This window comes from Mycobacterium sp. 23 (assembly GCF_048287075.1).
In the GTDB taxonomy this organism is placed as follows: domain Bacteria; phylum Actinomycetota; class Actinomycetes; order Mycobacteriales; family Mycobacteriaceae; genus Mycobacterium; species Mycobacterium gordonae_B.
Map to the genome: position 1 here is coordinate 2,394,416 of NZ_JBLVUX010000005.1, position 13,488 is coordinate 2,407,903.

General features: G+C 66.3%; 12 protein-coding genes. 3 read left to right on the top strand and 9 right to left on the bottom strand.

The window, feature by feature from the left end; genetic code table 11:
* From ACNQS7_RS12370 to ACNQS7_RS12395, 6 genes are all read right to left on the bottom strand, one after another.
* Positions 1-3,183, bottom strand: a complete 3,183-nt coding sequence (locus ACNQS7_RS12370) for a PPE family protein (protein ID WP_418012767.1) — start codon at positions 3,181-3,183, stop codon at positions 1-3.
* Between the two features lie 125 nt (positions 3,184-3,308).
* Complete coding sequence (locus ACNQS7_RS12375) at positions 3,309-3,743, bottom strand: hypothetical protein (protein WP_418012768.1); 435 nt, start codon at positions 3,741-3,743, stop codon at positions 3,309-3,311.
* Between the two features lies 1 nt (position 3,744).
* Positions 3,745-4,995 carry a DUF58 domain-containing protein gene (locus ACNQS7_RS12380; protein WP_418012769.1) on the bottom strand — a complete coding sequence of 417 codons (1,251 nt, stop codon included), beginning with the start codon at positions 4,993-4,995 and terminating at the stop codon, positions 3,745-3,747.
* Positions 4,992-5,954, bottom strand: a complete 963-nt coding sequence (locus ACNQS7_RS12385; RefSeq protein WP_370530929.1) for an AAA family ATPase — start codon at positions 5,952-5,954, stop codon at positions 4,992-4,994. The genes ACNQS7_RS12380 and ACNQS7_RS12385 overlap by 4 nt, the downstream gene beginning before the upstream one ends.
* Before the next feature lie 31 nt (positions 5,955-5,985).
* Positions 5,986-6,468, bottom strand: coding sequence for a hypothetical protein (locus ACNQS7_RS12390; RefSeq protein ID WP_418012770.1), 483 nt, complete (start codon positions 6,466-6,468; stop codon positions 5,986-5,988).
* Entirely contained in the window at positions 6,465-7,415 is a 951-nt protein-coding gene (locus tag ACNQS7_RS12395; RefSeq protein ID WP_418012771.1) for a DUF4129 domain-containing protein, read from the bottom strand. The genes ACNQS7_RS12390 and ACNQS7_RS12395 overlap by 4 nt, the downstream gene beginning before the upstream one ends.
* Positions 7,416-7,533: 118 nt before the next feature.
* Between ACNQS7_RS12395 and ACNQS7_RS12400 the strand changes: the two genes are divergently transcribed.
* Positions 7,534-8,805 carry a DUF222 domain-containing protein gene (locus ACNQS7_RS12400; protein ID WP_418015968.1) on the top strand — a complete coding sequence of 424 codons (1,272 nt, stop codon included), beginning with the start codon at positions 7,534-7,536 and terminating at the stop codon, positions 8,803-8,805.
* Between the two features lie 4 nt (positions 8,806-8,809).
* Here ACNQS7_RS12400 and ACNQS7_RS12405 read toward each other — a convergent pair whose 3' ends face one another.
* The gene (locus ACNQS7_RS12405; RefSeq protein WP_418012772.1) at positions 8,810-9,607 is read right to left on the bottom strand and encodes an SDR family NAD(P)-dependent oxidoreductase; all 798 of its coding nucleotides are present in this window, start codon (positions 9,605-9,607) and stop codon (positions 8,810-8,812) included.
* Positions 9,604-10,206: a TetR/AcrR family transcriptional regulator gene (locus ACNQS7_RS12410; RefSeq protein WP_310784624.1), complete on the bottom strand. Its 603-nt coding sequence runs from the start codon at positions 10,204-10,206 to the stop codon at positions 9,604-9,606. Before ACNQS7_RS12410 ends, ACNQS7_RS12405 begins: the two co-directional genes overlap by 4 nt.
* A gap of 44 nt (positions 10,207-10,250) precedes the next feature.
* On the opposite strand from ACNQS7_RS12410, the gene ACNQS7_RS12415 reads away from it, so the two are divergent.
* A complete protein-coding gene (locus ACNQS7_RS12415; protein WP_418012773.1) occupies positions 10,251-11,369 on the top strand; it encodes a phosphotransferase family protein in 1,119 nt (372 codons plus the stop codon).
* Positions 11,369-12,493 carry a hypothetical protein gene (locus tag ACNQS7_RS12420; protein WP_418012774.1) on the top strand — a complete coding sequence of 375 codons (1,125 nt, stop codon included), beginning with the start codon at positions 11,369-11,371 and terminating at the stop codon, positions 12,491-12,493. The genes ACNQS7_RS12415 and ACNQS7_RS12420 overlap by 1 nt, the downstream gene beginning before the upstream one ends.
* On the opposite strand, the gene ACNQS7_RS12425 is transcribed toward ACNQS7_RS12420, so the two are convergent.
* Positions 12,476-13,462 (bottom strand): TIGR03617 family F420-dependent LLM class oxidoreductase, encoded by a 987-nt coding sequence (locus ACNQS7_RS12425; RefSeq protein WP_418012775.1) that lies wholly within the window; start codon positions 13,460-13,462, stop codon positions 12,476-12,478. The two genes, ACNQS7_RS12420 and ACNQS7_RS12425, sit on opposite strands and share 18 nt — an antisense overlap.
* Positions 13,463-13,488 lie beyond the last annotated feature (26 nt).

Consider the following 13,488-nt stretch of genomic DNA (forward strand, 5'->3'; position numbering starts at 1 on the left):
TTACGTCTGGTCGAAGAATCCGGACTGGTCGTCGCCCTTGTTGTAGAACCCGGAACTGGCGTTGCCCGAGTTCGAGATGCCGGAACTTGCGTCGCCGGATATGCCGATGCCGGAGCTGAACTTGCCCGAAATGTTGAACCCGGCATTGAATGATCCGGTATTGCCGAATCCGACGTTGAAATCTCCGATGTTGTTGAACCCGACCAAACCTGAGCCATTGTTGTTGATGCCCGAGATCGGCAGGAAGCCACTGGGTTTGACGTTTTGGAGTCCTGATATGGAGTCACCCGAGTTGTTGAACCCGGAGACATTCGTGGCTCCGGCGGCGTGGCCGAATCCGGACACGGTCCCGGCCTGATCGGTCGCGCTGCCGACACCAGTGTTGACGTTGCCGGCGTTGAACAGCCCCGTGTTCAGGTCGCCGGAGTTGCCGAACCCCGTGTTCAGCGAGCCGGCGTTGAACGATCCGGTATTGGCCCCGAGCCCGCCGGAAATCCCGCCCGAGTTGAAGTCGCCGGTATTGGCGTAGCCCGCGTTGAAGGAGCCCATGTTGCTTGTGCCGGCGTTGCCGACGCCGACGTTGTCGAAGCCGCCGTTGCTGAATCCGACGTTCGTAAACCCGCCATTGCCGAAGCCGGTGTTCAGCCCGCCCCCGTTCCAGAAGCCGGTATTGACGTTTCCGGCATTGCCGAAGCCGGTGTTGGTGTTGCCGGAGTTGAAGAAGCCGAAGTTCCCGTCACCGGAGTTGAAGAAACCGACGTTGTTGTTGCCGGAGTTGCCGAAGCCGACGTTGCCGGTGCCGGTGTTCAACGCGCCGATGCCGAACTGGTTGTCGCCGGTGAGTCCGAAGCCGATGTTGTTGTTGCCGTTGTTCCCGATTCCGAAGTTGAAGCTGCCCTTGTTGCCGAACCCGAAGTTGGACGATCCCAAGTTCCCGCTGCCGAGGTTGAACGCGCCGAGATTTCCGCTGCCGATGTTGCCGCTGCCCGAGTTTCCGTTGCCGAGGTTTCCGTCGCCGAAGTGGTTGCCGAAGCCGAAATTGCCGCTGCCGACGTAGTTTCCGCCGCCGAAGTTCAGATTCCCGAAATAGTTGCCGCTGCCGAAGTTGATGCTGCCGACGTTGCCGCTACCGATGTTGTAGGAGCCCCAGTTGCCACTGCCCAGATTCAGATTGCCGAGGTTTCCGCCGCCCAGGTTGACGTTCCCGATGTTGCCGATGCCCAGGTTGAAGTCGCCGATGTTTCCGCCGCCCAGGTTCCAGACGCCCAGATTGCCCAAGCCGGTGTTGACGTCGGGCAGGGCAAGGCCCAGTGCCGGCGCTTGAGGCAACGCTGCCAGAACCGGGGCCAGCGGTCCGAGGCCGAGCAGGACCGCGGGCGCCGCAGCCTGGCCGAAGATGCCGGATTGGTTATTGCCCTGGTGGAAGAACCCAGAGCTCGAGTTACCGGGAATACTGATACCCGAGCTACCCACTCCGGCAACGGAGATACCTGCGCTGAGGTTGCCGGAGTTCAGGATTCCTACCGTGTCCTGACCGGTGTTGTACCACCCGACGGCACTCGCGGCGGAGTTACTGAAACCTGACATCAACGTGGCTCCCACGCCGGCGTCGGAGTTCTGGAAACCGGACGAGAAGTTGGCCGTGTTGTAGAACCCGGAGCTGTTGAATCCGGTGTTGCCGATACCGGAACCGGTCGCTCCCGCCGGCGTAATCGCACTTCCGACACCGGTGTTGAAGTCACCTGAATTCAGCAGGCCGGTGTTGGTGTTGCCGGAATTACCCAGTCCGGTGTTGAGCCCACCGCTGTTCGACTGACCGGTATTGAAGTCTCCCGAGTTGAAAGATCCGGTGTTGTGGACCCCGGTGTTCCCCGAGCCCATGTTAAATCCGCCGGAATTTCCGATGCCCGCGTTGAGATTCCCCGAATTTCCGAACCCGAAGTTCTGCAAACCGGCGTTGCCGAAGCCCGTATTGGTGTCACCCGCATTCCAGAAACCGGTGCTCAAGCCTCCTGCGTTACCGAACCCGAAGTTTCCGTTACCGGAGTTGAAGAAGCCGGAGTTGCCGTTGCCGGAGTTGAAGAACCCGACGTTGTTGTTGCCCGAGTTCCCGAAGCCGATATTGCCGGTCCCGGAGTTGAGCGCGCCGATACCGATTTGGTTGTCTCCGGTCAGCCCGAACCCGATGTTGTTGTTGCCATGGTTCCCGAAGCCGAAGTTCAAGTTGCCGTTGTTGCCGAAACCGATGTTGGACAAGCCCAGGTTGCCGCTGCCCAGGTTGAACGAGCCCAGATTTCCATTGCCGAAGTTCAGGGTGCCGAGGTTGCCACCGCCGAGGTTGCTGTTTCCGAGATTCCCGAAACCGGCGTTGCCGTTGCCGGAATGGCCGAATCCCACGTTCAGTCGGCCCGCATTTCCGAGGCCGAGGTTGGTGTAGCCCGTGTTTCCGAAGCCCAGGTTGAAGGACCCGAAGTTGCCGCTGCCCAGGTTCAGATTGCCGAGGTTACCGCCCCCTACGTTGACGCTTCCGGTGTTCCCGTTGCCCAGATTCAAGAATCCGTTGTTGCCGCCACCGAAGTTCCACGAGCCGATGTTGCCCAGACCTGTGTTCACGTCGGGAATAGTGGCCGCGGCGGCAGCTGCCTGACCCAACCCGGGCAGGCCAGCCAGTGCATCGCCCCACGACGACAACGCAGCGGCCGCAGCCGACGCGCCGCTGTGATAGCTCACCATCGCCGCCACGTCCGCGGCCCAGAACTCCTCGTACACACTCTCGGCGGCCGCGATGGCCGGGGCATTCTGACCGAACAGATTACTGATTACCAACCGCACGAACGCGTTTCGATTCGCCGAAACTGCGAGCGGATGCACCACGGCCGCCCGTGCCGCCTCGAACACACTCGCTACCGCCTTGGCCGCCGAGGACGCCGAGGACGCCCGTAACGCCGATTCATTCAGCAACCCGGCGTAGGGGGTGGCGGCCGCGACCATCCGCTCTGCCGCGGCACCCTGCCAGGCCTGACCGGCCAAGCCGGACGTGACTGCCTGGAACGACTGAGCGGCCGTTGCCAGTTCCTGCGCCAGACCGTCCCACGCCGTCGCGGCCTCCAGCATCGGCGCCGGACCCGCACCCGTGAATATCCGCAGTGAATTGATCTCCGGCGGCAACATAAAGAAACTCATCAGGCGACCCCTTCCGCAGAACAGGGCGCAGCCTCACTGCTACCGAGATTCGCGCCCGACACGTTTCGTCAGCACGAACCATAGAAGAAACCGGTGGCCGCTTTATGCGGTTCCGTCAAATTCCCCTAATTCAGAAACGGGCGGGTCGCCAGGACATAAATCGCCAGCACCGCGACCGGCGCCACCAACGGCAACCAGGGCACCTGCACCGGGAATGACGTCGCCACCAGTCCGGCGAAGGTGAAGCCGACGGCGGCGACGATCGTGGGCCAACTGCCCGTGACGACGTCGCCCGACGCGTGCCGGCACACCAGGTAGGCCGCGGCACACAGTCCCGAGAGCGCCGCGAGAATGTGCGACGGGTCCGACGCCACGACGACGGTCACTGCCAGCAACACGGCAATCGTTGCGGCAGAACGAAATACCGTTCCGAGCCCGACGGCGAGCACTGCCGCGGCGGCGACCATCAGCGGTAGCCCGTGGGATCCGATGGCCGCCGCTGCCACCATCAGCAGACCGAACGCCACCGAGAAGACCCGGGTACCGGACGCGGCGAGCATGTCAGCGCCTGCCCCGCACGCGTACCCGGCGGTCCGGGAGCGCGCCCATGGACTGTTCGAGTGAGCGATCCGACGGCCAGGACAGCACGTCGACGCCGACGGTGGCCATGTCGCGGTACATCGCCGAACGCTGCAGCGCCCACATCTTGACCACCAGCGGGTCATGCTCACCCTCGAACGGGGAGCTCTCCAGCACGTCCACCGCCACCACGACATGCCCGCGCTTGCGCAGATCGATGAGCGCCAGGGCGAATTCGGTGTCCAGCAGCGTCGAGAACGCGATGACGATCGCACCCGAGGGCACTGCCGCGCGGGGAGCCAGGGTGCCGGTGGTGGTTTCGAACCGCTCGCCGGCGTCCAGCACGGTGTCGAGCACCCGGTAGAACTGGCGCTGACCGATGTCGGCGCCGAGCCAGCGGGGTCGGTTGCCGCCGAGGGCGACGATGCCGGCCCGGTCGCCGTTGCGCAGCGCGGTCTGCACCACCTGGGCAGCACCGCGCACGACGCGTTCGGTGGCCGCGGTCGCGGGCCCTGCCGGCTGGCGATAGGTGTCGATCAGCACCACCACGTCGGCGGCACGGTCGGTCAGCCGCTGCGTCACGTGCAGTCGTCCCCGCCGGGCGCTCACCGCCCAATTCACTGCGCGCAGTTGATCACCCGGAACATAGAGACGGATGTCGGCGTATTCGACGCCAGGTCCGATATGCCGGGTGAGGTGGGCTCCTAACCGGTCGAGCAACTCGATCTGCGGGATCGAGGTCGATTGCGGCGGTGTCAGCGGAAACACGATGATGTCGGCGACGTCGGCGGTTCCGACCCCTTTGAGCAGCCCACCACGCGCAACGACGTCGACCCGGGCCCGCAGGTGGTAGCGTCCCCACCGCTTAGCCACCGCGGCAACCGTTTTCGCTTGGGGATCGGTTTCGATCTCCTCCAGTTCCATCCCGTCGACGGCCGAGACCGCGAGGTCGACGGCGGCCGGGCCGGCGTCCGTGGTGACCCACACCCGCACCCGCGATTCCTCGTTCTCGAAACATCGTTGCGCATCGGGCTCCGCGTGCACCCGGACCGCCGGGACCGGAGATTGCCAACTGAGCGAACACAGCACCCCGAGCAGCGGCGCCGCGAATGCGACGAGCTGCCACCGTCCGCCCATCACCGCGGCCGCCAGCGCCACTCCGGCGCAGGTGGCGATCGCCAACGTCAGTGGGGATGCACGCCAGCGGATCTCGACGTCGCGCTGCGTGATCACGTGGGCGGGCGGTCGGCGCGGGGTACGGGTAGGCGCCGCAACAATTCCCCGACCACGTCGGCGCCCTGAATCTTGCGCACCCACATCTCCGGACGGAGCGTGATGCGATGGGCGACAGCGGGAACGGCGAGCGCCTTGACGTCTTCGGGGATCACGTAGTCGCGGCCGAGTAACAGCGCGCGGGCACGGGCGAGTTGCACCAGATCCAGTTCGGCGCGCGGACTGGCGCCGACGGCGACCTGAGGATGGTGGCGCGTCGCGGTGGCCAGCGACACCACATACTGCAGCACATCTTCGTGCACGGTGACCTGCTCGACCGCCTCGCGCATGGCCAGCAGGTCGGTCGCGTCGACAACCTGATTGACCACCGGTTCCGCCGAACCTCGGTCCAGGCGCCGGCGCAGCATCGCCGCCTCGTCCTGTTCGGAGAGATAGCGCAGTTCCAGCCGGATGGCGAAGCGGTCCAACTGGGCCTCCGGCAACGGATAGGTGCCCTCGTACTCGATCGGGTTGTCGGTGGCCAGGACGATGAAAGGCGTTGGCAGCTTGTGAGTTTGACCATCGATACTGACCTGCCCCTCGGCCATCGCCTCGAGCAGTGCCGCCTGCGTCTTGGGAGGTGTGCGGTTGATCTCGTCGCCGAGCAGCAGGTTGGTGAAGATCGGGCCCCGGCGGAATTCGAAACGCCCCGACTGCATGTCGTAGATCGTCGAACCGAGCAGGTCGGCCGGCAACAGGTCGGGCGTGAACTGCACTCGGGTGAATTCCAGCCCCAGCGCCGACGCGAACGACCGCGCTATCAGCGTCTTGCCCAGTCCGGGCAGATCCTCGATCAGGACGTGCCCACGGGCCAGCAAGGCGGTCAGGATGAGCGTGAGGGCCGAGCGCTTCCCGACCACGATGCGTTCGATCTCATCCAGGACCGCCTCACACTGGGCGGTGGTCGTACCAACTGGCATCGCCGCCGGGGTCGTCATCTGTGCTCCATCGTCATACCTTCTCCAACCTTCGCAGAATCTCCTCCAGCGCCGCGCGGCCCGGTCCCGGTTGGCCGCCATCGGCGTGCCGGACGTTGTTCGGATTAACCCATTCCCACAGGTCTGGGCCGAACAGCATTTCACCGGTCGCACGAAACGCCGCCGGATCCTTCGACTGTCGTTGACCGGTGGTGAGCTCGAAGCGGCGGGCCAGCATCGGGCGCAAGTGACGATCCCAGTCCTTGCGGCTGGAATCCGACCACCGGATCATCGTCTCGGTGTTCGACAACCAGCGACGCAGCGAGTCGCCGAGATCGTCGGACTCCGCTTCGGCTTCCGGTTCACTGGGATGGCCCAGCACTCGGCGGACGTTGAGCAACACCAAGGCCAGGGCCACGCCGGCGCCGACCAGAACGTATCGGCGGTCCTGCAATATCAGGCCCAGCAACTCGATGCCCACGATAAGGCAGATGCCAAGTGCTATCAGTCTTTTCATGCGGCCCTGCCGGATCGCGGAGCGATCTCGTCCAGAACCAGTTCAAGTACGCGGACCGCCGTCTCGCGGTGCTCTTCGTCCATCACGTGCGGGCTGAACCGCGCCTCTTCGAAAAGATTCACCAGCTGGACGGCGTTTTCGGCTCGCAGCGCACGCTGTTCGACAGCGCGGGCGAGCACCTCGGTGGGGGTGTCGAATTCCTGGGGCACCGCTCCCGGGACGTTGGCGAGCTCACGTTCCATCGCCGCGTAGCAGGCGATGATCGCCTCACGCGGTTCGCGGCTGAGGTCCGCCATTTCGGCCAGCCCGACTTCGGCGGCACGCACCAATGACTCCGAAGCGACCTCCGGCGACGGCAATTCGGCGGGAACATCGGTTGCCAATCCTGTTGTCGCCGTGGGCCGGCGCCGGCGCGACACGATGAAGCCGCCGACGAACAGCATCAGCAGCACCGGCACGAATGCCAGCAGCGACCCCAACATGTCCGGGCTGTCTCTTGGCCGCGCAGGCTGTTTGGGTTGCGGGGCGCGTCCGGCGCCCGACGGAGTGGCACCCGAATCTGGTTGCGGCGCATCGAGACCGATCTGGGGCGGGGTGAACAACCGAGATATCAGTATCGCGACCAAGAGCCAGGCCGCGATCACTCCCAGCGCGATCAGCACCACGCGCCAGCTCGGCCGGGCACTACCGCCGCCCAGCATGTCGGGCAATGCACCGGCACTGGGCGCCGCCGTGCGCGGGTCGCGCAGTCTGGCGATGATCGAGAACGCCAGCAACGCCAGCGTGGCCGCGATGGCGGCGACGAGAAACATCAGCGCCGTCTTGCTGGGCCCCTCCTCGGCAATGCGGCGTCCTTGATGCGCCGGGAGATACCCACGCAGCGCGGCAGCGACCAGCATCAGCAGAGCGACCAGAGCCACCACCCGGGTGGTGGGCTTGTCGAACATCAGCGGCAGCTTCCTGGCGGCTTGCGCCCCATAGCCGAAGGCTAGTGGCGCGGGGCTGCCCGGGTCCAGTCGCGGGCGCGTGTCCCCGGGTTCAGGTATGCTCGAACATGTGTTCGATATGCTGCGGTTCTCGCAGGTGGACCCGGGTGCCACCGAAGCCGAACTGGTCGCGCGCATCACCGAGTTGGAGCAGGTGAAATCCGCCGCGGCCGCGGGGCAGGCGCGGGCGGCGGCCGCCCTGGATGCGGTCCGGCGTGCCGCGGAATCGGCCGCGGCAGTGCCGGCGGCCAAGCGGGGCCGCGGGGTGGCCAGCGAGGTCGCCCTGGCCCGGCGCGATTCCCCGGCCCGCGGGGGCCGGCACCTGGGGTTCGCCACAGCTTTGGTGCACGAGATGCCCCACACCCTGGCCGCGTTGGAACACGGCGCGCTCAGCGAATGGCGGGCCACCCTGATCGTGCGGGAATCAGCCTGCCTGGACGTCGAGGACCGCCGCACGCTGGACCGCGAACTGTGCGCCGAGATGGACACGCTGGTGGGCCTGGGCGACAAGCGGATCACCGCCGCCGCCCGAAAGATCGCCTACCGCCTGAACGCGCGCGCCGTCGTCGATCGCGCCGCCCGGGCCGTGCACGACCGCACCGTCACCATCCGCCCGGCGCCGGACACCATGACCTGGGTCAGCGCCCTGCTGCCCGTGGCCCAGGGCGTCGGGGTCTACGCCGCACTACGCCGCGCCGCCGACACCACCTTCGACGGACGCAGTCGCGGCCAGGTCATGGCCGACACTCTGATTGAGCGCATCACCGCCACCCCCGCCACCACCCCGGCCCCCATCGCCCTCAATGTGGTCATCTCCGACCGGGCCCTCCTGGGCGGGGACACCGATCCCGCCCTGCTCGAGGGCTACGGGCCCATCCCCGCCGAGGTCGCCCGCCGATGGCTCACCGCCGCGCTAGCCGAGAAGAACTCCCTGGCCACCCTGCGCCGCCTCTACGCCAGCCCCACCACCGGCGCCCTGGTTGCCATGGAATCACGCGCCCGCACCTTCCCCCGCGGTCTGGCCGAATTCATCAACCTGCGCGACCAAACCTGCCGCACCCCCTACTGCGACGCCCCCATCCGCCACCGCGACCACATCACCCCCGCCCACCACGGCGGGCCCACCACCGCCACCAACGGCCAAGGCCTGTGCGAACGCTGCAACTACGTCAAAGAATCACCCGGCTGGCGCGTCACCGCGCACGACGACAACGGTGTACACACCACCGAATACATCACCCCCACCGACGCGCGGTACCGATCCGTCGCGCCACCGATATACCAGCGCTTCGATGTCAGTGAGATCGAAGACGCGATCGGCGTCCGACTCGCCTACCACCATGCCGCCTGAACGCTTACACCATGAACGGCGCGAAGCTCCCGTCGAGCACTTCCAGATGCCCTATCGTGCGGCCGGTCACGACGCTGGGGCTCACCCGCGCGAGTTGCAGTGCCGCCTGCGCGAATTCCTCGGCGGTGCTCTCGTCGTCGAAACCGTGGGCGTAGTAGGACAGGCCGGGAGTCATGATCGGCTTGGACGGCGCCAGTGCGTTGACCGCGATGTTGTGGTCAACGAGATCCAGTGCGGCACAACCGGTGAGGTGTTCCAGCGCCGCCTTGGAACCACCGTATCCGGGCAGACCCCCGCCCAGCCGCGATGCGATAGAGGTGATGTTGACGATCGAACCGCCCCCGGCACTGATCATGTCCGGGCTGACCAGCTGCATCAATTCGTACGCGGCGAACACCGAGATCTCGAAATGCCGGCGGTAGGCGGCCAATGGGACGCTCACGAAACCCGGGTACCGGGCCTTGTCCGCTGGAACCTTCTTGGCCCGCGGCGTGCCACCCGGCCGTCCCGGCGCGGTGAACGCGGCATTGTTGATCAGAATGTTGATGGGTCCCAGAGCATCTCGCGCTTCGTCGACCAGCCGGACGATGTCGTCATGTTCGGTCAGGTCGGCCCGGATCGCAACCGCCCGGCCGCCGGCCGCCTCGATGTCGGCGACGGTCTCGCCGATGGTCCCGGGCAACCGCTCATCCCAGACGGCCTCGGTGCGCCCGACGACGGCCACGGCCTCGCCGTCGGCCGCCAGCGCGAGCGCGATCGCCCGCCCGAGACCGCGACTGGCACCGGTGACGATGGCGGTCAACGGGTCACCCCGTGCACGACGATGGCCGCGGTCTGCTCCACCCAGGCGTCGTCCAGCTTCTGGTCGGGGTACAGCATCATCCGCAGCATGGTGGCTCCTCCGATCAATTCGATCAGCCGGTCCGGATCGACGTCGGGATGCGCCTCGCCGCGCTCGATTGCCTCGCGTAGCCGTATCCGCACCGCGGCGAACAGCCCGGCGAAACGAGACATCACCCGCGCGTTCAGCTCGGCATCGGCGGTCATGTCGGCCACCAGACCAGGCAGCGCAGCCCGCACCACCGGGGTGGTGAACACATCACGGGTGGCCTCGATCATCATCCGGATGTCGGCGGCGAAATCGCCGGCCGGGGCAACCAACGCCGTCGGCGCCACCGGGAAGGCCGCCTCGTGCACCAATTCCGCCTTGCTCGACCACCTGCGGTACAGCGCCGACTTCGTCGTTCCGGCCCGCTCCGCCACCGCGGCCAGACTCAGATTCGAATAGCCGATATTGACAAGCAGTTCCGCCGTCGCCGCCAGGATGGCAGAGTCAATGCGTGGATCCCGCGGCCGCCCGGCGCCGGGGATCTTGTCAAGGGTGGACGGGTCTGCTTTCATAACGCTACCTACCGTATCGTAATTACCCCGCAAAGGAAGTACCCGTGGCCAATGAACCGGCTCTCGAAGATGTGGGCCGCATGCAACGCTCGAGCCGCGATACCGCCACCGTCCCGGCCCTGATGTCTGAATGGTTGGCGACGAAGCTGCCGGTAAAGCCCGAGGTGACCGTGGAAAGCGGCGTGGACTCGACGGGCATGTCGTCCGAGACTCTCATTCTGACCGCACGCTGGGACGGCAACGAACAGAAACTGGTCGCCCGGGTCGCGCCCACCGCGCAGGACGTCCCCGTCTTCCCGACGTACCGACTGGACCACCAGTTCGAGGTGATCCGGCAGGTCGGCGAACTGACCGACGTACCGGTACCCCGGGTGCGCTGGATCGAGAACACCGGGGACGTGCTGGGAGCCCCGTTCTTCCTGATGGACTACGTCGAGGGCGTGGTACCTCCCGACGTCATGCCATATACGTTCGGCGGCAACTGGTTCGCCGACGCACCCGCCGAACAACAGCGCAAGCTCCAAGACGCCTCGGTCAACGTGCTGGCCGCCCTGCATTCGATTCCCAACGCCGAGAACACGTTCGGCTTCCTGACCGAGGATCTCACCGGCGAAACCGCGCTGCGCAAGCACTTCGGCTGGGTCAGATCGTGGTATGACTTCGCGGTCCCCGACATCGGCCGGTCCCCCTTGGTGGAGCGCACCTTCCAATGGCTGCAAGACAATTGGCCGGCCGACGCCGATGCGCGCCGGCCCGTGCTCAACTGGGGCGACGCCCGAGTGGGAAACGTACTGTACCAGGATTTCCAGCCGGTGGCGGTACTGGACTGGGAGATGGTGACACTCGGCCCCCGGGAACTCGACGTGGCGTGGATGATATTCGCGCACAAGGTCTTTCAGGAACTCGCCGGGCTGGCGACACTGCCCGGCCTGCCCGGCGTGATGCGCGAGGAGGACGTGCGGGCCACCTATCAGCAACTCACCGGCGTCGAACTCAGCGACCTGAACTGGTTCTACGTGTACTCCGGTGTCATGTGGGCGTGCGTGTTCATGCGCACCGGCGCCCGGCGCGTGCACTTCGGTGAAGTGGAGAAACCAGATGACGTGGAGACGCTCTTCTATCACGCCGGATTGATGAGACGTCTTATCGGAGAGGAGCAATAATGCCGCAATCACTCGGCCCACTAGACGAGTATCCGGTACACCAGATTCCCCAGCCGATCGCCTGGCCCGGCTCGTCCGACCGCAACTTCTACGACCGCTCCTACTTCAACGCCCACGACCGCACCGGAGACATCTTCGTCATCACGGGTATCGGCTACTACCCGAACCTGGGCGTCAAGGACGCGTTCCTGCTCGTCCGGCGCGGGGAAACCCAGACGGCGGTGCACCTTTCGGATGCCATCGACCAGGACCGGCTGAACCAGCATGTCAACGGCTACCGCATCGAAGTCGTCGAGCCACTGCACAAACTGCGCATCGTGCTGGACGAAACCGAAGGCATCGCAGCCGATCTCACCTGGGAGGGGCTGTTCGACGTGGTCCAGGAGCAGCCGCACATCCTGCGGTCGGGCAACCGGGTCACGCTCAACGCCCAGCGGTTCGCCCAGCTCGGCAGCTGGAGCGGACAGCTGAGCATCGACGGCCAAGACATCACCGTCGACCCCGCCGTCTGGATCGGTAGCCGCGACCGGTCCTGGGGCATCCGCCCGATCGGCGAGCCGGAGCCGGCCGGCCGGCCCGCTGACCCGCCGTTCGAGGGCATGTGGTGGCTCTACGTGCCGATTGCGTTCGAGGACTTCGCGATCGTGCTGATCATCCAGGAGGAGCCCAACGGGTTCCGCTCGCTCAACGACTGCACCCGGGTCTGGCGCGACGGCCGCGTCGAGCAGCTGGGCTGGCCGCGGGTCAAGATCCACTACCGCTCCGGCACCCGGATCCCGACCGGTGCCACCATCGACGCGACCGCGCCCGACGGCACCCCGGTCCACTTCGACGTGGAGTCCAAGCTGCCGGTGCCGATCCATGTCGGCGGCGGCTACGGCGGCGACTCGGACTGGACGCACGGCCTCTGGAAGGGCGAGAAGTTCGCCGAGCGGCTGACCTACGACATGACTGACCCCGGCATCATCGCCCGCTCGGGCTTCGGCGTCATCGACCATGTCGGACGGGCGGTCTGCCGGGACGGAGACGGCGACCCGGTCGAGGGCTGGGGTCTCTACGAGCACGGCGCGCTGGGCCGGCACGACCCGTCCGGGTTCGCCGACTGGCTAACCGTCGCGCCCTAACTCGTCGATGATCTCGGCCAGCGTGGACAGGCCGATGGGCGCAGCCTGATACAGGAACACCGTGTCCGAGACGCCGTCGAGACGGTCGCGGATATGCGCGGCGATCTGTGCCGGCGTGCCGCACGCGGCGATGGTGTGCATCATCTCGTCGGTGATCAGCGAGCCCATCTCCTGCCAACGACCCTGCTTGGACATCGCGTTGAGCTCGGGCTGCAGGTCCTCCCAGCCGTGCGCCGCCAGCACCGGCCGATACGCCGGGGTCGACCCGTAGAACGACAGCAACCGCCGGGTACCCGCCACCGCCTCCGGCGAGTCTCCAGAGACGATGACTTCGGGGATGATCCTGAAGTCGCTCCGGCCACTGGCCTCCAGCCCGGCCCGCACGGCGGGCATGGTGCTGCCGTGCAGGAAACGCTTCGAACCGAACGGCATCACCAGCAGGCCGTCGGCGTGCTCGGCGGTGGCCCGGGTCAGCCGCGGTCCCAGCGCTCCTACGTAGATCGGCGGCGGGCCGTACGGGTTCGGGCCGGGATTGAACGTCGGCGTCATCAGCGTGTGACGATAGAAATCACCGCGAAAGTCCAAGCGCGTACCGGAGTTCCACGTCTCGAAGATCGCGCGCAGCGCCGCGATCAGCTCCGTCATCCGCTGCACCGGGCGGTCGAACTGCGCGCCGAACCGCTTCTCGATCTGCGGGCGGATCTGCGTGCCCAGCCCCAGATGAAAGCGGCCCTCGCTGAGCAGCTGGTGGTCGTTGGCCTGGTGCGCCAGGTGAATCGGGTTGCGCGGAAACGCAATCGCGACATTGGTCATCAGGTCCAGACCACCCACCGTGGCGGCCAGCGTCAACGGCGCGAACACGTCGTGCGGGCCTTCGAAGGTGGCCACACCGCTTGCCCCGGCCTCGCGCAGCTCGCGCGCCCGCTCGGCCGCGTCCGCAAGACCGTACAAAGCTGTGAAGACCTTCATCGCCCGCCACCCTACGTAACCGGCGG

What these genes read in the sequence shown, in the direction of transcription:
- ACNQS7_RS12400 (WP_418015968.1), top strand. Translation starts at nt 7,534, where the DNA reads ATGCTGCGGTTCTCGCAGGTGGACCCGGGTGCCACCGAAGCCGAACTG.
- ACNQS7_RS12395 (WP_418012771.1), bottom strand. Translation starts at nt 7,415, where the DNA reads ATGTTCGACAAGCCCACCACCCGGGTGGTGGCTCTGGTCGCTCTGCTG.
- ACNQS7_RS12375 (WP_418012768.1), bottom strand. Translation starts at nt 3,743, where the DNA reads ATGCTCGCCGCGTCCGGTACCCGGGTCTTCTCGGTGGCGTTCGGTCTG.
- ACNQS7_RS12385 (WP_370530929.1), bottom strand. Translation starts at nt 5,954, where the DNA reads ATGCCAGTTGGTACGACCACCGCCCAGTGTGAGGCGGTCCTGGATGAG.
- ACNQS7_RS12390 (WP_418012770.1), bottom strand. Translation starts at nt 6,468, where the DNA reads ATGAAAAGACTGATAGCACTTGGCATCTGCCTTATCGTGGGCATCGAG.
- ACNQS7_RS12425 (WP_418012775.1), bottom strand. Translation starts at nt 13,462, where the DNA reads ATGAAGGTCTTCACAGCTTTGTACGGTCTTGCGGACGCGGCCGAGCGG.
- ACNQS7_RS12410 (WP_310784624.1), bottom strand. Translation starts at nt 10,206, where the DNA reads ATGAAAGCAGACCCGTCCACCCTTGACAAGATCCCCGGCGCCGGGCGG.
- ACNQS7_RS12370 (WP_418012767.1), bottom strand. Translation starts at nt 3,183, where the DNA reads ATGAGTTTCTTTATGTTGCCGCCGGAGATCAATTCACTGCGGATATTC.
- ACNQS7_RS12420 (WP_418012774.1), top strand. Translation starts at nt 11,369, where the DNA reads ATGCCGCAATCACTCGGCCCACTAGACGAGTATCCGGTACACCAGATT.